This window comes from Nitrosarchaeum koreense MY1, assembly GCF_000220175.1.
GTDB classification, from domain to species: Archaea; Thermoproteota; Nitrososphaeria; order Nitrososphaerales; family Nitrosopumilaceae; genus Nitrosarchaeum; species Nitrosarchaeum koreense.
Map to the genome: position 1 here is coordinate 1245941 of NZ_AFPU01000001.1, position 17123 is coordinate 1263063.

The 17123-nt window shown below is 31.3% G+C and carries 26 protein-coding genes and 1 tRNA gene; 15 read left to right on the top strand and 12 right to left on the bottom strand.

Going from position 1 to position 17123, the window contains the following annotated elements; translation table 11 throughout:
- The first annotated feature begins 35 nt into the window (after positions 1-35).
- The 3 genes from MY1_RS07215 (at position 36) to MY1_RS07225 (ending at position 2500) form a co-directional block, all read left to right on the top strand.
- Positions 36-1181, top strand: coding sequence for a DUF373 family protein (locus MY1_RS07215; RefSeq protein WP_007551263.1), 1146 nt, complete (start codon positions 36-38; stop codon positions 1179-1181).
- Positions 1182-1260: 79 nt separating this feature from the next.
- On the top strand, positions 1261-2058 hold the full coding sequence (uppS, locus tag MY1_RS07220) for a polyprenyl diphosphate synthase (RefSeq protein WP_007551264.1): 798 nt from the start codon (positions 1261-1263) through the stop codon (positions 2056-2058).
- 16 nt (positions 2059-2074) lie between these two features.
- Positions 2075-2500 carry a bis(5'-nucleosyl)-tetraphosphatase gene (locus MY1_RS07225; RefSeq protein ID WP_007551266.1) on the top strand — a complete coding sequence of 142 codons (426 nt, stop codon included), beginning with the start codon at positions 2075-2077 and terminating at the stop codon, positions 2498-2500.
- On the opposite strand, the gene MY1_RS07230 is transcribed toward MY1_RS07225, so the two are convergent.
- Genes MY1_RS07230 through MY1_RS07240 form a run of 3 tightly spaced genes read right to left on the bottom strand, consistent with a single transcriptional unit; the run spans position 2474 to position 4924 of the window.
- Positions 2474-3214 carry an orotidine 5'-phosphate decarboxylase gene (locus MY1_RS07230; RefSeq protein WP_007551267.1) on the bottom strand — a complete coding sequence of 247 codons (741 nt, stop codon included), beginning with the start codon at positions 3212-3214 and terminating at the stop codon, positions 2474-2476. The genes MY1_RS07225 and MY1_RS07230 overlap by 27 nt on opposite strands.
- Complete coding sequence (locus MY1_RS07235) at positions 3195-3872, bottom strand: hypothetical protein (protein ID WP_048110003.1); 678 nt, start codon at positions 3870-3872, stop codon at positions 3195-3197. Before MY1_RS07235 ends, MY1_RS07230 begins: the two co-directional genes overlap by 20 nt.
- Positions 3873-3922: 50 nt before the next feature.
- Positions 3923-4924, bottom strand: coding sequence for an adenylosuccinate synthetase (locus tag MY1_RS07240; RefSeq protein WP_007551269.1), 1002 nt, complete (start codon positions 4922-4924; stop codon positions 3923-3925).
- Between the two features lie 80 nt (positions 4925-5004).
- Between MY1_RS07240 and MY1_RS07245 the strand changes: the two genes are divergently transcribed.
- Entirely contained in the window at positions 5005-5466 is a 462-nt protein-coding gene (locus MY1_RS07245) for a hypothetical protein (protein ID WP_007551270.1), read from the top strand.
- Here the strand turns inward: MY1_RS07245 and MY1_RS07250 are convergent.
- Complete coding sequence (locus tag MY1_RS07250) at positions 5463-5744, bottom strand: Fe(2+)-trafficking protein (protein WP_048110517.1); 282 nt, start codon at positions 5742-5744, stop codon at positions 5463-5465. The two genes, MY1_RS07245 and MY1_RS07250, sit on opposite strands and share 4 nt — an antisense overlap.
- A 106-nt stretch (positions 5745-5850) precedes the next feature.
- Here MY1_RS07250 and MY1_RS07255 point away from each other — a divergent pair, with 106 nt between their 5' ends.
- The 4 genes from MY1_RS07255 to MY1_RS07270 all read left to right on the top strand — a co-directional run bounded on the left by MY1_RS07255 (position 5851) and on the right by MY1_RS07270 (position 7914).
- Entirely contained in the window at positions 5851-6060 is a 210-nt protein-coding gene (locus tag MY1_RS07255; RefSeq protein ID WP_007551272.1) for a hypothetical protein, read from the top strand.
- Between the two features lie 60 nt (positions 6061-6120).
- The gene (locus MY1_RS07260; protein ID WP_048110005.1) at positions 6121-6759 is read left to right on the top strand and encodes a hypothetical protein; all 639 of its coding nucleotides are present in this window, start codon (positions 6121-6123) and stop codon (positions 6757-6759) included.
- Between the two features lie 124 nt (positions 6760-6883).
- Positions 6884-7171, top strand: a complete 288-nt coding sequence (locus MY1_RS07265; protein ID WP_007551274.1) for a winged helix-turn-helix domain-containing protein — start codon at positions 6884-6886, stop codon at positions 7169-7171.
- A gap of 221 nt (positions 7172-7392) precedes the next feature.
- The gene (locus MY1_RS07270; protein WP_007551277.1) at positions 7393-7914 is read left to right on the top strand and encodes a THUMP domain-containing protein; all 522 of its coding nucleotides are present in this window, start codon (positions 7393-7395) and stop codon (positions 7912-7914) included.
- Here the strand turns inward: MY1_RS07270 and cgi121 are convergent.
- The 3 genes from cgi121 to MY1_RS07285 are packed head-to-tail and all read right to left on the bottom strand — an operon-like array spanning position 7906 to position 9833.
- Positions 7906-8679 (bottom strand): KEOPS complex subunit Cgi121, encoded by a 774-nt coding sequence (gene cgi121 / locus MY1_RS07275; RefSeq protein WP_007551278.1) that lies wholly within the window; start codon positions 8677-8679, stop codon positions 7906-7908. The genes MY1_RS07270 and cgi121 overlap by 9 nt on opposite strands.
- 49 nt (positions 8680-8728) lie before the next feature.
- The gene (locus MY1_RS07280) at positions 8729-9046 is read right to left on the bottom strand and encodes a hypothetical protein (protein ID WP_007551279.1); all 318 of its coding nucleotides are present in this window, start codon (positions 9044-9046) and stop codon (positions 8729-8731) included.
- Between the two features lie 31 nt (positions 9047-9077).
- Positions 9078-9833 (bottom strand): TatD family hydrolase, encoded by a 756-nt coding sequence (locus MY1_RS07285; protein ID WP_048110008.1) that lies wholly within the window; start codon positions 9831-9833, stop codon positions 9078-9080.
- Positions 9834-9926: 93 nt separating this feature from the next.
- Between MY1_RS07285 and MY1_RS07290 the strand changes: the two genes are divergently transcribed.
- The gene (locus tag MY1_RS07290; RefSeq protein WP_007551282.1) at positions 9927-10142 is read left to right on the top strand and encodes a histone family protein; all 216 of its coding nucleotides are present in this window, start codon (positions 9927-9929) and stop codon (positions 10140-10142) included.
- Between the two features lie 124 nt (positions 10143-10266).
- Here MY1_RS07290 and MY1_RS07295 read toward each other — a convergent pair whose 3' ends face one another.
- Positions 10267-10683, bottom strand: a complete 417-nt coding sequence (locus tag MY1_RS07295) for a cupredoxin domain-containing protein (RefSeq protein ID WP_048110010.1) — start codon at positions 10681-10683, stop codon at positions 10267-10269.
- Positions 10684-10758: 75 nt separating this feature from the next.
- On the opposite strand from MY1_RS07295, the gene MY1_RS07300 reads away from it, so the two are divergent.
- Positions 10759-12510, top strand: a complete 1752-nt coding sequence (locus tag MY1_RS07300) for an AIPR family protein (RefSeq protein ID WP_007551285.1) — start codon at positions 10759-10761, stop codon at positions 12508-12510.
- A 159-nt stretch (positions 12511-12669) separates the two neighbouring features.
- Positions 12670-12837, top strand: coding sequence for a hypothetical protein (locus MY1_RS09940; RefSeq protein WP_007551286.1), 168 nt, complete (start codon positions 12670-12672; stop codon positions 12835-12837).
- On the opposite strand, the gene MY1_RS07305 is transcribed toward MY1_RS09940, so the two are convergent.
- Complete coding sequence (locus MY1_RS07305) at positions 12834-13379, bottom strand: hypothetical protein (RefSeq protein ID WP_192805794.1); 546 nt, start codon at positions 13377-13379, stop codon at positions 12834-12836. The two genes, MY1_RS09940 and MY1_RS07305, sit on opposite strands and share 4 nt — an antisense overlap.
- Before the next feature lie 118 nt (positions 13380-13497).
- Between MY1_RS07305 and MY1_RS07310 the strand changes: the two genes are divergently transcribed.
- A complete protein-coding gene (locus MY1_RS07310; RefSeq protein ID WP_237698822.1) occupies positions 13498-13779 on the top strand; it encodes a winged helix-turn-helix domain-containing protein in 282 nt (93 codons plus the stop codon).
- A 2-nt stretch (positions 13780-13781) separates the two neighbouring features.
- Here the strand turns inward: MY1_RS07310 and MY1_RS07315 are convergent, their stop codons facing one another.
- Positions 13782-13994: a hypothetical protein gene (locus MY1_RS07315; protein WP_048110015.1), complete on the bottom strand. Its 213-nt coding sequence runs from the start codon at positions 13992-13994 to the stop codon at positions 13782-13784.
- A 59-nt stretch (positions 13995-14053) separates the two neighbouring features.
- Between MY1_RS07315 and MY1_RS09945 the strand changes: the two genes are divergently transcribed.
- Positions 14054-14230, top strand: coding sequence for a hypothetical protein (locus MY1_RS09945; RefSeq protein ID WP_007551290.1), 177 nt, complete (start codon positions 14054-14056; stop codon positions 14228-14230).
- 192 nt (positions 14231-14422) lie between these two features.
- On the opposite strand, the gene MY1_RS07320 is transcribed toward MY1_RS09945, so the two are convergent.
- Positions 14423-14496, bottom strand: a tRNA-Thr gene (locus MY1_RS07320).
- A gap of 53 nt (positions 14497-14549) precedes the next feature.
- Between MY1_RS07320 and MY1_RS07325 the strand changes: the two genes are divergently transcribed.
- Together MY1_RS07325 and thiL are read left to right on the top strand one after the other, a co-directional pair.
- The gene (locus MY1_RS07325; RefSeq protein WP_048110519.1) at positions 14550-15848 is read left to right on the top strand and encodes a phosphomannomutase; all 1299 of its coding nucleotides are present in this window, start codon (positions 14550-14552) and stop codon (positions 15846-15848) included.
- Positions 15832-16785 carry a thiamine-phosphate kinase gene (gene thiL, locus MY1_RS07330; RefSeq protein ID WP_048110017.1) on the top strand — a complete coding sequence of 318 codons (954 nt, stop codon included), beginning with the start codon at positions 15832-15834 and terminating at the stop codon, positions 16783-16785. Before MY1_RS07325 ends, thiL begins: the two co-directional genes overlap by 17 nt.
- A 1-nt stretch (position 16786) precedes the next feature.
- Here the strand turns inward: thiL and MY1_RS07335 are convergent, their stop codons facing one another.
- Complete coding sequence (locus MY1_RS07335; protein ID WP_048110019.1) at positions 16787-17107, bottom strand: hypothetical protein; 321 nt, start codon at positions 17105-17107, stop codon at positions 16787-16789.
- Between the last annotated feature and the right edge of the window lie 16 nt (positions 17108-17123).

The window sequence follows — 17123 nt, forward strand, 5'->3', positions numbered from 1 at the left end:
AATCGTTAAAAAGCAATTCAACGATTAGAAAAAGAATGTCTCAGAGATCCGACATAGAAAAAGATGTCAATGCTTCAACTTCAAACAAGTTACTAGTAATTTGTGTAGATAGAGACAATGATGTAGGCGAAAAAGCAGGCATAACTACTCCAATAATTGGAAGAGATGCCTGTATTGATGCTGCACAGAGATTAGCATTGGAAGATCCTGAAGATGCAGATTCAAATTCAATGTTTGCAGCAATTAAAACATATGAAGATTTAATCAGTAAGGGTTACCAAGTAGAAGTTGTAATTGTTGCAGGAGTAAAAGAAAGAGGAGTTCAAGCTGATGAAAAAATCCTTAAAGAAATTAAAAAAATATTAGAAATATTTTCTGCGAATGGAGCAGTTATTGTATCCGATGGAGAAGACGATGAGAGTGTAATTCCAGTTATTCAAAATGTATTGCCAGTAGTTTCAGTACAAAGAGTTGTGATGAAAGTAAGTAGAAGTGTAGAATATTCCTATGCAGTTTTTGGAAAATATCTAAAAATGTTAGCATATGATTCAAAGTATTCTAAATTTTTCTTAGGAGTTCCAGGCATACTTTTGCTAATTGGCGGAATTGCAACAGTATTTGGATATACTGAAGAAATATTTGCAGTGTTAGTTAGTATTTTAGGTATTTCATTTCTAATTAGAGCATTTGACGTAGATAAAGCATGGTCTAACTTGACAAGACCTACGCCGATGGGTTTTATCAGAATTTTTACAATGGTCGCTGGCATATTGTTGATTTTATCATCCATTCCAACTGGAATAAGCTCTATTGATCCAGAAGTGTTAGGTGATGAGACAGAAATACTCAGAATAGTTACCGATAAAATAATAATTGGTCAATTCATCACAGGAGCTTTACCAATTCTATGGATGGGTCTTGGAGCAATTTTTGCAGGAATATTACTTAGCAATTGGATTGGGGGAGTTCCAAGACAAATTACAGATATTTTAAGAATCGTAGTTCTTGCAGCGTTATACCCTATAACATCACAATTTATCCTCATAATGATGAACGGTGACGTTCAATCAATCACACTAGTGCCACCATTACTAGCAGGACTAGCTGCTACGTTAGTATCAGCCACAATTCTATTTAGAAAATATAGAAAACACAAACATCAAGAAATGATCGTAGACTAAAAAAGTAAGAAATTCTTTACAATATCTTTATTCCTGAAAAACACTGATATCATCTAGGGTTATTGATCATGAATGGTGATTGGAAATTAATAAAATAAAAGATACCGTATTTCAATTATCAGGATTATATAGAATATATTCAAAAAGGCTTGAAACTGAAATACGTGGCGGTGATATCCCAAATCATCTTGCTTTAATTTTAGATGGAAATAGACGATGGGCAAAAAGACATCTCACTATTCCTAAAACAGGACATTGGAAAGGAGCTGATGCAGTAGAAAATCTTCTGGACTGGTGTGAGGAATTTGACATAAAAATAATTACTTTGTATGCACTTTCAGCAGAAAATTTAGATCGAGACGATGAAGAATTAAGTCATCTTTATGAATTAATTCGAATTAGATTAGAAAAACTGTACAATGATTCAAGAATTCATAAAAACAAAATGAGAGTTAAAGGAATTGGAAGAATTGAACTATTACCAGATTCAATTAAAGATGTTTTAAAACGATTAGATGATGCAACAAAAAATTATGATAACCACTTCCTAAATATTGCACTAGCATATGGAGGACAAAATGAGCTAGTTGATGCTGTTAAAAAAATAGCTGAAAAGATCAAAGATGGCTCAATTGATGTAAAGGATATAACTAAAAAAGAAATTGAATCTAATTTATACACATCTCATTTACCACAATCATCACCAGATATGATTTTAAGAACATCGGGAGAAAAAAGATTGAGCGGATTTTTAATGTGGCAAAGTGCATATAGCGAATTAATTTTCATGGACATATTTTGGCCAGAGTTTAGGAAAATTGATTTGATGAGAGCCATCAGAACATTTCAAGAAAGAAAACGAAGATTAGGTAAATAATTGGGAGAGTATTGAAATGATTGAAGAAACTTCTGCAGGAGTAGTAATATTTAGAAGAGAAAATTCAAAAATTTTATTTTTATTATTAAATTATCCATCTGGACATTGGGATTTTGTCAAAGGAAAAATGGAAGAGGGCGAAACAACTCATCAGACAGCAATACGAGAAACTCGAGAAGAGACAGGAATTACAGATATTGTATTTTTAGATGATTTTGAAGAATGGATAAAATATAATTTTCAATATCATGGGGAATTAGTAAATAAGAAAGTTGTTTTTTTCTTAGCAGAAACAAAAACAGAACAAGTTATAATTTCTCATGAACACCTTGATTATATTTGGGCAGATTATGAAACTGCGATGGAAAAAACAACGTTTGACAATGCAAAATCAATTTTAACTAAATCAAAAGAACTACTTGGAAAAACTTTGCAGTTGTAATTCTTTAGAAACAGATACAGGATTTTTATCATTGATTATAGTTCGACCAATGATAAGATAGTCAGTACCTGCAGAGAGCACATTTTTTGCACTTCCACCCTGAGTACCAATTCCTGGCGAAAAAATATCTAATTTAGAGCCTGCTTTTTTGTGACAATATTGAATAATTTCTGGAAATGTTGCCCCGACTACAATTCCATCAACCTTTGAGGTAATTGCCCAATCCAAAAATAATTGATATAATTTCTGCGATTTACCCATCTTGATTTCCATATCGTATGATAGTTTTGCTTCAGGTGCGCTCATATGACATAATGTAATTACTCCCTTGTTTTCCTTGTGAGACGATTTCACTAGTTGTTTTAGACTATCTAATCCCATAATTGGGTTGGCGATTACTGCATCAAAACCCAAATTCCAAAGATGCTCAGTTGTGACTTTATTTGTATTACCTATATCGTTTAGTTTAATGTCAGCAATTGTTTGCAATCCATAGTTATGTGCAGTTTTATTTATTTTAGAAATTTCTTTAAAACTTAATGGCAATAATAAATGAAAGTTTAATTTTATTCCACAGAGATATGGATATAATGTTTTGATATTTTGTATTGTTTTAGTAGTTAAATTTTTTTCAGATGAATCATAATCATTAGCAAGAATAATTTTGCCATTCTTTTTGGATATCTGAGAAAGTCTAGTTTTGAAGGTGGCCATAATCAACTAAGGGATGCGTCTCTTTTAGTTTTATAATTTTGATGTAAGAATAACCATGTTCAGAAGGATTATCAACAAAAGAAGGTTCAGATCCATTATTAGTGGTGAATTTTAAAAATGGTTTTCCAGGATCTGAATCAAGAACAACATGACAAAAATAAGATGCACCTTCTTCATTAAAATTCATAAAAACTCCAACTAGCCATTTATTTGCATGTGGAAATAAAAACAGCGGAAATGGAATTTCTTCAAAACCCCAAGTAAGCTTTGCAAGACTAGATAGATCTTCAAGCTCAATTGGCAAATATCTGTCAGCAGTTCCATTTCCAGGTTTTAATGCATCAGGAAGTGATTTTATTCTAACGATTGGAGAATATAGCTTGCTTGCATCAGATGTAGAATTTACAATATCAGATTCCTCTTTTCCACCTTTTAATCCATAACAGATGTAGTGACCATCATTCTCAAATGGCGTGTAATACACAATTGGTTTTTCTTTTAGTATATCCATTTGAACTGATAAAACTTTTTTTCCATTATGCTCATGAAGAAATGATACACGTGGTGCACGCTCAAGTGCACAAACAAGCCTAGAAAATTCTAACGTAGAAGAAACCTCGATGTAACGAGGTAATTTATCCACAATTAATTTTTCCACAAATAATTTTTGTGTAATACTAAATTAAACTTACCCTAAAATTTTTCAGGCTATTTTCTTCTATCAATAATTTCATTGACATTTGGTCCTGTTCCAATTATAGTTACAGGCGTGTTTAATTTTTCTTCAATATTTTTTATGAATGATTGAGCATCAGTAGAAAGTTCCTCAAATGATGTTTTACCTGCACAATTTGGAAATAGAACATCTAATTTTGTAATAGAGATTTGTGTTGCACTATTAAGCATGATTGCACGCCTAGCTAAGTCAAAATCAAAATCAGCTGCCCGTCTCTGTCGTCCAGTTACAGTTCCAAATTCAGACCAACCTTTTCTTTCAGCTTCTTCAAGAGAAAGTTCTTTTGATAATGGTCCAGTACCGACACGTGTAACGTATGCTTTGAAAACAACAATTACTTCATCGACTTTTTTTGGTCCGAGCCCAACATCAGCGCATATTCCAGATGCAGTAACGTCTTTTGAAGTTACAAAAGGATATGTCCCATGCCATAAAGATAAGAAAGTTCCCTGTGTTCCTTCAACTAGAACATTTTGATTTAAAGAAAGGGCAGTGTTAATTTCTTCAGGAACATCCACAATCAATGAAGATAATGAATCAATATCTTTTGCAAGTTTTAAAATTCTCATAGCTCTATCTGCATTTGCAGGTCCTGTACCAGAACCAGTACTACCAATTTTTTCTTTTAATTCTCCTTTAGAATCACGGAGAAGATGACTTTCTTCAATAATTCCACAGTGTTTATCAATAAATGCACGACCAGATGCACCAAAATCTTGAATCTCTTTTAATAAAACACTTGGATTAATTACAACACCTGGGCCAATCATTACTTTTGCAGTTTTATTTAAAAATCCGCTTGGCAACATTCTGACTTTGTATGTTTTATCACCATCTCTAATTGTATGACCTGCATTTGGACCTGCTCCACCCCTGACAATAATTTTTGGGTTATCTTTTATTGCCAAATATGAGATAATTTTTCCTTTACCTTCATCACCAAAAAATCCACCAACAACAACAGTAGAAGACATATTCTCGAACTCAAATTTCGTTTATTTAAGCTAAAGTGTTGTCAGATGATTTAATATTCAATTAAAAATAGAGTTGATCGTTGGCAGGACCTAATTATGCAGGAAATATCATAGTAATTTTAGCAAATCTTCCAGATTTTCTCAGAATACCTGTTTTGAAAAAAAGAATGGTTGAATTTTTTTCAATGAGTGATGCAGAAAAAATGGAGATCATAAATAACGCACTTGAAGCTGGGCCTACAATTCCGTTTCCAAATTTTGCTAAACTATTCAAGACGTGGCTAGAAATTCTAACTACACTACCTGAAGAACAAAGAAATGGATTATTTTCAGGGTACATCAATGAGGTCTCAAAATCACCTCAGAAATTAATTGAGTTTAATCTAGATGGAATACTAGAGATTTTCCTGACGCTAAAGAACGAGGAAAAAGAAATTCTTGTCCAATCAATTAAGAAGATAGTAAGTGAACTAGATGTTGAAGATAAAAGAAAATTAATGCTAATTATACCAGATAATGCTAAAACACACCTGAATTTTTAAGCACCAGGTGGCTTGTCAGGTTTTCTATTATCTTCATTGGTATAATCTACAATTTCTCCTTCAGGAGTAAGTACGCCTGCAAAGATTTTTTCGTGTTTTTTTAACAGTTTTCTATGATCTGGCATGGACATGTCTAATCTCATTTCATTCATTACCATTACACGGTATTCCTTCCATTCAGCCCAACACTTGTTGCAAACTGGATATTTTTCAGCAACCATATCAAGTTGTTCTGTATCTGGGATGGAATTCTTACATTTTGTACAAGCTCGACTCATAGATTCTAACAAAATAGAACTCCTTTTATCTTTTATCAAGTGAAAACCATCAGATAGGCATTTTACGAATGTAAAGTAATAATAAATAACAAATGCAGAATTAGTTGTGAAAATAAAATGTCCAAAATGCAAGAAAAATGCAGAATTATCAATGGATTTTTCTTTTGTAAAATGTGATAACTGTGATTTAGATATGAGTTATGGTGAATATGTTAAATTTATTGCTCATAACGAACCAACGTATTCGGATATTCTTGGTGACTATACAGGTAGTACTGAAGGTCAGGCTGCAGGGTCATTAGATGAATGGGATTAACCACATGGTAAAATCATTCAGCAGATTAAAATAATTAGATTGATGAATTGTTAATCATCATTGGAATTTCTACTAGAAAACATATTAAATTTAATTGGATTTTTAGTGGGACTTGCAATAGGGATAATGTCACTAATTGGATTTAGAAATACCGGTAGCCCTACATTATTTCGATTAACAATTGCATTTTTTTCAATAAGTGCAGGATTTTTTGTAATATGGGCAGGATATATGGTGGAAGATTTTATAACAAAATCAGGAAACATAGAAAGATGGATTCAAACTCTAGGAATTGTTATTCAAACAATAGGATATTTCTTTATAGCATTTTCACATAGCATTAAATCATTTTTTCCAAAATCAAGATACTTTAGATCAGTTGGAATTTTTCCGTTATTTTTAGTGTCATCTGTACAAATAGAACACATCTTTAGATCTATTTCATTTATTTTATTGGCTTATGGTGCAATTGAAACAATGTTATCATATTTTGAAAACAAAAACAAAGGAGCAATATCCGTAGCTGTGGGATTAGCACTATTAGCTCTTGGAGAGTTTTTAGGATGGTATTCATTTGTATTTCCAGAATCTATTTTGTACTCAATTTCTATGGCAATCAAGATTGGAGGTCTAATTGCATTGTTTATTCCAGTAAGCAAAATCCCACTAACCAAGATAAAATTCGATGATCTGGATTAACAAGTATTAGGCTCAAATTACTTTCAAAATCAAAATTTGTCAAATTCTTTTATCTTTTTAGTATATTGCAAAATATCAACTGACTCTCATAGAAATTATGCAATTAATGTATACAGGGATAGTAATGACAGAGTACAGAACACATATGAAAATTATTGGCGACATACTTGCCACCACACGTGATGACCTACAAGATGAAGATGGAGCCTCAGTAACTTATCTCATTAGAAAAGCTAATGTCTCACATTCAAGAATTTCCAGAATTTTAAAGACACTTGTATCTCAAGGATTATTAGAACAAGATGGGACAACTGGTTCAAATAAATATAGAATTAGTCAATCCGGACGAGAATTTCTTCAAGCGTATTATACATTCACATCTTTTGCAGATAACTTTGGATTAACTATCTAGTCTTCAATTTCTTCAAATTCCTCTAAATCATCATCAAAATCATCTTGAAATTCATTGTCCTCATATTCTGACGATGGACTAGACATATCTATGATAAGAAAATTCAGTCAATTAAAAAACTTATTCAAATGTAAATGAATAATTAAAGAAAGAATGATAGTAAACCAATTGAGAATTCACAAACATATAGTTTTAACACAAGGGGAGATCCTGAAAATACTTTGAATTTAATAATCACGTGTGCCAGACATTTAGAATTAGAAACTAAACAAGAAATATCAAATATTTTAGATAAGATAGGAGATTCAGAACCAAAGATAATCATTACAAACATGTCTGGGATATTGACTGCGGAAACAAAACTAGACCCAATTGATGTAGTAAATAAAATCAAAGAAATGATATTAGATGAACCATGGTGTATTAGATATTCTTTAAGAATTATTCCAATTCAAAAAATTACAGAAACAAAGATTGAAAGTATTGAAGAAGGAATTTCAGATTTAATTAAATTAATTTCTTCTCATGATTCATACCGAATATCAATTGAAAAAAGAAATTCAGACATTTCAAGTCAGGAGTTAATTTCAAGAATAGCAAATAAAGTTAAAAATAAAGTATCATTAGAATTTCCAGACAAAATCATATTAATTGAAATTTTGGGAAATAAAACAGGAATTGCCATAGTCAAAAAAACAGATATTTTGAGCGTAGAAAAAACAAAAAGAAGTATGTCAGAGTAAAATTGCTGCTTTTTCGATCAATATATCTTCAAGAGGATTTTTTGAGATGACTGTATCAAGTTGTTTATCTGTTATTTTATAATATTTTTTTAAAAATGATGTATGATCTTTTGAAAATAACGGAATTGAAATAATTTCAATCTCATTGTAAAGCTTGTCTAATATTTTTCTATTTCCAAGCGCAATTAACATAAAGTTTTGTTTTGGTTTCATTCCAGCAGAATTAATTGCGGTAGAAATTTGAGATGAAATAGCAAAGCGCATCAAAATATCCATTTCAAATTTATTTGAAAGTAAAATATCATTCTTCTCAGAATAAACAGATAATGAAATAATTTTTTGAAGATGATATCTGTTTAAAACAAAATTGCTGGACACCGCCTGAAGTTTTACGCTAGGAAATTTTTTCCTTAGATTATCAACAAAAGTAACTGTAAGATCATCTTTGCCTTTAATTTCAACGACTTGAATTAATTTATTTGATATATTGAAAAATAGTCTTTTAGACGAACCACCATGAATTATAGGAATTATACTTACTACATCGTTGTTTTTAATTTCTGTATTTTTGCCATCCATTGCAGAAGAATCAACACCGTTAATTGCTATCAAAATATTTTCAACATCAAGATTAGGAGTATTTGTTGGTTTTAGATTTAGTAATAAATCAAGGAGTTCTTGAATAGTTATATCAGATTTATCAATTTTTATCTCATCGGTTAAAAATGACTTTTTTGCACCTCCTACAAGCTTAATCATGATCATATAGATATCATCAAAAATGCTAGTGATTAATTTTCTGTTTTGCTAAGAGTTATTCTTCAGTAGCGGTGCTTTTTGGTTCTGAGACAATTTCAATAACTTGTTCTTCATTAGAGTCATCATCTGAAATTTTTTCTTGTAATGTGTAATTTTCGACTTTAGAAGATTCAATTTGAGACTGTTTTATTTTTTCGTCACGAATTTCTTTTTTGATAAATTTAGTAATATAGCCTGCAATTTCATTTTTTAATCCTTTAGAACGAATTATAGCTATTTGATCTAAGATTTTTTTGTTATCAGCAAAATCTTCTCCAAATTTTTGTTTGTGCTCATCTAATACTTCGTATGAAAGTCGCTTAATTCTATCCACTCCTCGTGTATTGAATAGGGGTTTTTTATACCTATATTCGAAGGAATGATTTGGTATTTGCTTCCAATAACATAGCCATTTCATCATATGATTTACCAAGTACTTTGGAGGCACAAAACACAACACTTGGTATGAAACTAATCTGACCAGATTTCATTTCAAAACACCTTGAGAATTTTACAGGACCGTCAGTTTCAACTAGAATTTTGTTTTCCAGTGTTTGAGATAACAGTGCTTGTTTATCATTGGCATAAATCGTTACAGGTCCATATGAAACAAAAAAACCCATATCCATTGCTTTTTGAAGCTGCTTTTTACTTCCATCAAACCAATGAAGTAATGCATGTGTAGTATTATAAGAAGTCATTATAGAAAAAATCTGATCTAAACTTTTTCTAGAATGAATAGAAATTGGTTTTTTGAATTTTTCTGCAAGGGATAGAAAGGTTTCAAAAAAGTAGATTTGGTTTTTATTGTCTTCATCAGATTTGACATATGTAGGATCTAATCCAATTTCTCCAATACCTGAAATATTTTGTTGGTTTTCAGTAATTAGATTTATCATTAATTCTAAATCATCATCGATACGTTCAGGATGAATACCAATAAAGGGCAAGATAAGATTACTCTTGTTTCCAAGCTCCAATGTTTTTTGGGATGTTATAGTATCCATTGAGACGCAGCAAGCTTGAATTTTCATATTTTCCATGCCCCGAATAATATAATCCAGATCATTTTGATAATATGGATCAGTTAAATGAATATGAGAATCATATAGCCAAGCCATTGCCTCAACTTTGAAAATAGTCTGTATAAATCGATTCCTTAGTGATATTTTTTAACTCATAATCTTTTATCGGAAAAAAGAAAATGAAGGTTAATGAAATCATCAGAATTGGGCATTTCAGCAATGTATAGAATTTTAAAAAAATCAGGTGCGGAGAGGGTTAGTGATGAATCAGCAGAAGAACTACGAGGGATAATTGAAGAATTGGCTAACAAAATTGCAAAAAGTGCAGTAGATATGGCTTTACATGCAGGAAGAAAAACGATTAAAGCCGAAGACATCAAACTTGCATCAAAACCATTTATCTGATTTTAATCTAAAGAGTTTAATTATTCAATTCATGTTTTTCAAAACGGTACTCTGGCAGAACGGTTATGCGTGAGCCTGCAAAGCTTATACAAGGGGGTTCGACTCCCTCGGGTACCTTTTATTGTCAATTAGCAATTACTTGTCCTTTCATCCATGGATGTAATGTACAAAAATAATCATAGACACCAGGATTTTTGAAAATAAATGTAAAAGATTCCTCAGGATCTAAATATTCACTATCAAAAAGTCCACTTTGATTTCCATAATAACCAGAAGTGACACTATGAAATGCTGCATCTTCGTTTAACCATGTAACTGAGTCACCAGATTTTATTGAAATTTTTGACGGAATGTAACAAGAATCAGTTTTTTCACATCCAGGACGGGAGACTTTTGTTGGCATGATAACATCAGCTTTGAGTATGGGTTTTGAGTCGTCCGTGGTTTGAACGTAATTATCATTTTGAGGTATTAATGCGATGCCAATTACCACTATAATTATCACAAAAATGGAGGCTAAGGGTATTATTTTTTTCTTCAAATTACATCACATATTGATCGGAGTTATTATGTAATTACCAAATTCTCTAAATATATAACATAATTGATATAACAATTGGCTCAAAACGGAAATAGCTTATTAGAATACATACCAGGTTCCCATACACTTTTAGCTCATAAAAATTCTAGTTTACCATTAGAAGGATTTTCAGAAAATGTAAGAGTAAGCATACAAGAATATGCAGAAGATTCAAAAAGCGAGGTAGAAAAAGGCAATAATTTTCTTCAATGGGTACTTACACGAGTTTTTGAGGCCACAGAAGATGATGCTGCAGATGCAATTGTAGATGGTGCAAATGATCTCGGCATTGATGCATACTTACCAGTAGATTTTTCAGATAATACTATTCGTCTATTTCAATCAAAGTATGGGACTTCACATTCATTTGAAGCAATTGCAAAATTCAAAGAAGATGCAAAACGTTTACTTGGAAAAGATGTTTCAAAAATGAGGCCTGAATTAGCTCAGTTAGTTACAAAGATCAAAGAAAAAAATCTAAAAATAAAATGCTGTTATGTGACAGATCAAAAAGTAGAGTATCAAGATGATATAATTGAAATAATAGATATTGAAAAAATTGTTCAAAAATTATGGGAGCGAATAAAAAAACCGGCTGCTGGAAAAAAATCATCTATTAAATTAGAAAGAATGCTTAGACATGAAAATACAATTTTAGGAATTTTAAAACTAAGAGAATTAACTGAATTTGTTAGCAAAAACAGAGATTATGTGTTTGAATCAAACATAAGACAATGGATGCAATTTAAAACAACAGTAAACAAAGGATTGAGAGAAACACTTCAAAGTAATCCAGGAAAATTTTTTTATTATAACAATGGAATTACAATTGTAGTTAGTGATTTTGAAGAATTAGGAGATAATCTCATAGAACTTCATGCGCCACAAATTGTAAATGGTGCACAGACTTCGAATTCAATTCTTGATCATTCAAAGAGAACAAAAAACATGGATGGTTCTATGACAGTTACAATAATCAAAGCCGATGATGAGCAAGAACAGAACAACATTACAAAATATAGAAATTCACAGAATTCAGTTAGAGGAAAAGATCTTGTATCACTAATGGATTTTCATAAATCTATTAAATCGCAATTAAAAAATTGCGGGTATTTTTATGAGATTCAAGCAGGATCGTTTGATACAAAATCAAAATCAAAACAATCAGAATATCAAGGAGATTCTCTATATAATGAATATCTTCCAGATAATCACAAAAAAGTCATTGTTGCAAAAGATGCCATACAAGCTCTAGTTGCTGGAATCGAACAAAGACCTACAGAAGCATATAGTTCTCCAGCTCAATTTCTTCCGAGAGGAAGTAAGTATGATGATGTGTTCAACGATAATCTAAAAGATGATTATAGAATTTTATTATATCCATATTTAGTAAAAGAATATGCAAAAAAGACATTGAAGTATGGAAAACAAGGAGGTCATAAAACAAAAAGATATGCAACTTTATTTTATGTCGGAGTTTATTTTAGAATTTTACATAAAAAAATTCTAGAAACTAAAGGAGATTTCAAGAGTGATGTGAGAAGAATGGAACCAATATTTCGTAGTTTTAAACTAAATTCTAGAATTCTGAAAATTGCAGATGTGGTTGTGACAAAATTTTTAGAAGATACAGTAGTAGATGATGAAATAGAGTTAGCAAATACAAAACACAATTTCTTCTCACAACATGTATGGAATGATTCAATGCTTAGAGTAGTAGATAAAAAAATAAGGCAAGAGGAAGAAGAAATCTTAGCCTTGAAAAAACTTGCAAATAACTTGTTTTAGATTTTAAGAAGGTAGAAGTCTAACCAAGTAAAAATTTGCAGGAGGTTTACACTGGTCAGACTACCTACCTAGAATTCATATAAACCAGTATTATTTAACATGATTTTTCAAATAGATTCTAGAATCTTTTTTATATAGATCAAAGAGAGCGTAATTGATTTGGGAACCAAAGAAAAATGTACAATTTGCAATAGCAAAATATCTTTACGTTTTAACCCCATGGAAGAATGGGGAATTAAAGGTCCTATTTGCGGTGATTGTTATTCAAAGAAGATCGATAAGCATTACCCAGGAGATCATGTTCGAGTAAATAAGGAAAAAGACTAGTCTGATTTTGAATATTTGTTAACATAAAGACAATTCCAAGCAAGTGGATCTTCTTTGACATCTTTTTCTTCAAGAAATACAATGTTAGTGATTGTTTTTTTTCTTTTTAGTAGATTTACTTGAAAACTTGAAAATGTTTTACAATTACAATCGTTGTATAAGCATACATCACCATCACCTTCATCATGATCTTCTGCTGCATGTCCACAATCACATAACGCGTCATTTTTTACATCCTTACGAGATTTCTTTGTGTAAATTCCAAATCTCAAATATGCTTCACCACCATGTCCCTTCTTGAATCGTTCATAATTTTCTGATTTTTGTAATACTTTAAAAAAAGACATATTTGATTCTGGGTGCTGAGAATCTGAACCAATAATTATCCAATATTCATCATCGATCTTAACAAATCTAATCTTGATCGTTGAATCTAACCACCAATGTACGGTATCATGCCAAATAGTTGAAGCTTCTTTTCTATCACTAAATAAAGGAACGATATTCATTCGGAGATCATAATAACGATAGGCTACACCCATAAAATTATCAAACCATGGAATAGATGATGTCAATATAACAAAAAGCAGATTAGAGCGTATTTATCTGATCTGAATTAATGGTAATACCCTTATATCTCGGTTTTATACCTATAACCATATGGTTTCCTATAGGACAAGCATGCAGATAGTAGCAGATCTTTTGACGGTCACACAGCAATCTGGTCAAGAGGGTATTAAAACAACATCATTACTAACAAAGGCAAATTTATCACATTCTAGATTATCAAAATTCTTAGAAAATTTAACAGGTTCTGGATTAATCAATAAGATAGAATTCGACAATAAGAATACATTTGTAATAACTGAAAAAGGAAGACAGTACTTGGAATCTTATGCAAAGTTTGCAGGCATTGCAGAATCCTTTGGATTAGAACTCTAAGTTTATTTTTTAGATCTTCGATTTAACTTATCTTTTTGTTTTTGCTTTCTTTCTTTATATGAGCTATAAATTACAATTATAGATATTCCTGCAATTGCAGTATAAAATAATGGAATAAGGGGTTGGTCATACATTTTACCAGTGGTAGGCGAGATAAACGCTATAGGAATTGTGACAATTAAAAATATCATAACAACCAAGAGATATTTGTCCATATACAGTATGATTTACAAAACCATATATCTTTTTGATTTAACTTGGATATAGAAAAATAATGATAAAAATTCTTGAGCTGATCGGATTTGGATTAATTGGTGGGACGATTTATTCTTCTATAGGTATGATTGGAAACGAATTGCGATGGCCGGTATTTTTTGGTTGTGCTGCAGGGGCACTAGCAATTATAATTTATCGTAAAAAATTAAGACAAAAACAAAATAATTCTGTTTAAAACTATTAGAGAGTATTGATCAATGTTAAATCAACCGACAGATCTATAAAGGAGAATTAAAAGCAATTATGAGGGCAAATGGCAAACGAGACAACACAGTGGTGGAAAGGATTGGGAAAAGAATTAGAAACAGATATTGAAACACTTGATGAATAAAATATTAAAAAATAGAAAATTTTTGAAATTATTATAAGCCTCGGGTGGGCTCCGACCCCACGACCTAACGCTTACGAGGCGTTCGCTCTACCAGGCTGAGCTACCAAGGCACTTTTGGGTGATGCCATCAGAGTTAATAAAAAGCCTTTCCGACTTTGATCAAATGAAAAAAACAGTTTCTGGGATTAGAGGTATTTTTGGGGATGATTTTAATCTAAAAGACACATTGTATTTTTGCAATAATTTTTCTTCGTTGATTGAATCTAAAAAATGTGTAATAGGTAAAGATACAAGACCATCAGGAATGATGATCAAAGAAACGGCATCAGCAGCATTAATGAAAAATGGAGTTAATGTTTACAATTTAGAAACAGTACCAACTCCAGTAGTTTTTCGAGAATCAAGAAAATATGGGGCAGGAATAGTCATCACATCTTCACATAACCCCCTAGAGTGGAATGGAATAAAATTTATCATTAAGGGAAGGGGGATCAATGAAAAAGAACTACCAAAGATAATTGAAAATCAAGAAGGTTTAATGTCAAAAATAGGTGTTGAGGAGCAAATTACATCATCATATTTACAAGATGCAAAAGAATTGATTGGACAAATAGAGAATCAACCTGAAATAGTTGTAGATATTGGTGGAGGTGCTGCAAAAGAATTCGCTCCAAATTTACTAAGACAGTTAGGATGCAAAGTCAAAGTAATTAACGAAGATCTGAATAATTGTTCAAGAGGTCCTGATCCAACTGCAGATAACTTATCAGATCTTGTAGCTGTAACTTCTGAAAGAGGAATCGGTTTTGCTTTTGATTTAGACGGAGATCGTCTAGTTGTTGTAAGAAAAGGAGAAAAACAAACTCCCGATGTGACTTTAGGGTTGGGAGTAGCAAAAGCATTAGAATTAGGATATAAGAAATTTGTATTTAGCATAGATACAAGTGTTTCAGTTGAAAAATTTATCAAAGAAAAAGGAGGTAGTGTACAGAGATCAAAAGTTGGAGAAGCAAATGTAATAGATTTGATGTTAAAAACAAATGCACAAGCTGGTGGAGAAGGAAGTAGTGGTGGTTTTATCTTACCAGAATTTAATTTTTGTAGAGAAGGAATTCTAACAAGTGGCCTTATTTCTTCAATGATGGGAAATTCAAAATTTAATGAAATATTAGATTTTATGGAGAGCTACAAACAGTTAAGAGAGAAAATCAAAGTAGATTCAGTATTTCATGATAGAGTTATTGATGAAGTGTCCAGAAAACTTACAAAAGAATACTCAGAAGTTATCACTCAAGATGGAATTAAAGGAATTATTGATGAAGATAGTTGGGTTTTGATTAGAAAATCAAATACGGAGGATATCATAAGAGTCTCAGCTGAATCAAACAACTTAGATAAATGTAAGGAAATTGTAAAAAATACATTAGAATTAGTGAAACAATGTTATGACAGCATTAGATGAGTCTGCAATAATAAAAAATTTGCAAAAGAAATTAGGAAATAAAAAATTTGTATCAGAAGATGTAGAGATTTTCAAAGTAGGTAAAACAAAAATCATAGTTAAAATCGACACGTTTGTTGAAGGTACAGATATGCCTTCAAAAATGAAAATTTCTGACGCGGTTAGAAAAAGCATTGTAGCATGTGTTAGTGATTTTGCTGCTAAAGGAGTAAGACCTCAATATGGAATAATTTCGTTGAATTTACCAAAAACGATTTCACGCTCAAAAATTAATGAAATATCAAATGGGTTTAACCATGCTTCCAAGGAATTCAAGTTCAAAATTTTAGGAGGCGATACTAATGAAGGAAAGGAAATGGTATTCACTGTATCCTTATTCGGAACTACAGATAATATAGTGAAAAGAAGAGGAGCCAAAATAGGAGATATCATATTTGCAACTGGTCCTTTTGGTTATACTGCATCAGGCCTAGAGATTTTACTTAGAAAAAAGAAAGGTAAGAAAACTTTTGTCAAAAAGGCAATTAGTTCAGTTTTTAGGCCAAACCCAAGATTAGATTTTGGTGTAAGTAATAAAAAATATTTTACATCTACGATGGATTCCAGTGATGGATTATCTACTACATTAAATGAAATGGCTAGTCAAAGTAATTGTAAATTTATCATAAACAATGTTCCAGATAGATATGAAATATTAGAATTTGCAAAATCAAATAAAATAGAACCTAACAAACTAGTATTTCATGGGGGAGAAGAGTACGAGTTTGTATTTACTGCTTCAAAAAAATATAAGGCAATAATTGAAAAAAATGCCACATCATTAAAGACACCAATTATTGAAATTGGATATGTAACTAAAGGTAAAGGAGTATTTGTTCAGAAAGGAGGAAAATTCAGTTCCTTGAAAGATTTTGGATGGCATCACTTTAGAAAATAGATCACTCACCAGAGTAAAAATCATGTTCTACTTTTTGAATTATATTAAAGACAGATTCGGCAGACAATCGGGAAACACAATCTTTGATCCACATTTCATCAAGATGTATCAATCTATTCATATCAGCGGAAGGAAGCTGATCAGGTTGAAGATCTGGGTACATTACATGTATTCGAAATCCTTCTTTGGCAATACCTTCACATTTTTTTTCTAATGAGGTCATAGAAGAATCGCTATTTGGTGTTAAAAATTCGAATATTAATGAGCCAGAAATTGCAGATATTATTACAATACCAATTAGTAGCCAAAGTATGGATACCATACAAGAACAAATTAAA

Excerpts from the sequence above, each read along its gene's own strand:
- MY1_RS07290 (WP_007551282.1), top strand. The coding sequence starts at position 9,927 with ATGAAATCATCAGAATTGGGCATTTCAGCAATGTATAGAATTTTAAAA.
- MY1_RS07325 (WP_048110519.1), top strand. The coding sequence starts at position 14,550 with ATGAAAAAAACAGTTTCTGGGATTAGAGGTATTTTTGGGGATGATTTT.
- MY1_RS07240 (WP_007551269.1), bottom strand. The coding sequence starts at position 4,924 with ATGTCTTCTACTGTTGTTGTTGGTGGATTTTTTGGTGATGAAGGTAAA.
- MY1_RS07215 (WP_007551263.1), top strand. The coding sequence starts at position 36 with ATGTCTCAGAGATCCGACATAGAAAAAGATGTCAATGCTTCAACTTCA.
- MY1_RS07285 (WP_048110008.1), bottom strand. The coding sequence starts at position 9,833 with ATGGCTTGGCTATATGATTCTCATATTCATTTAACTGATCCATATTAT.
- MY1_RS07225 (WP_007551266.1), top strand. The coding sequence starts at position 2,075 with ATGATTGAAGAAACTTCTGCAGGAGTAGTAATATTTAGAAGAGAAAAT.
- MY1_RS07265 (WP_007551274.1), top strand. The coding sequence starts at position 6,884 with ATGACAGAGTACAGAACACATATGAAAATTATTGGCGACATACTTGCC.
- MY1_RS07310 (WP_237698822.1), top strand. The coding sequence starts at position 13,498 with ATGGTTTCCTATAGGACAAGCATGCAGATAGTAGCAGATCTTTTGACG.
- cgi121 (WP_007551278.1), bottom strand. The coding sequence starts at position 8,679 with ATGATCATGATTAAGCTTGTAGGAGGTGCAAAAAAGTCATTTTTAACC.
- MY1_RS07305 (WP_192805794.1), bottom strand. The coding sequence starts at position 13,379 with ATGGGTGTAGCCTATCGTTATTATGATCTCCGAATGAATATCGTTCCT.
- MY1_RS07250 (WP_048110517.1), bottom strand. The coding sequence starts at position 5,744 with ATGAGTCGAGCTTGTACAAAATGTAAGAATTCCATCCCAGATACAGAA.
- thiL (WP_048110017.1), top strand. The coding sequence starts at position 15,832 with ATGACAGCATTAGATGAGTCTGCAATAATAAAAAATTTGCAAAAGAAA.
- MY1_RS09945 (WP_007551290.1), top strand. The coding sequence starts at position 14,054 with ATGATAAAAATTCTTGAGCTGATCGGATTTGGATTAATTGGTGGGACG.
- MY1_RS07230 (WP_007551267.1), bottom strand. The coding sequence starts at position 3,214 with ATGGCCACCTTCAAAACTAGACTTTCTCAGATATCCAAAAAGAATGGC.
- MY1_RS07315 (WP_048110015.1), bottom strand. The coding sequence starts at position 13,994 with ATGGACAAATATCTCTTGGTTGTTATGATATTTTTAATTGTCACAATT.
- MY1_RS07335 (WP_048110019.1), bottom strand. The coding sequence starts at position 17,107 with ATGGTATCCATACTTTGGCTACTAATTGGTATTGTAATAATATCTGCA.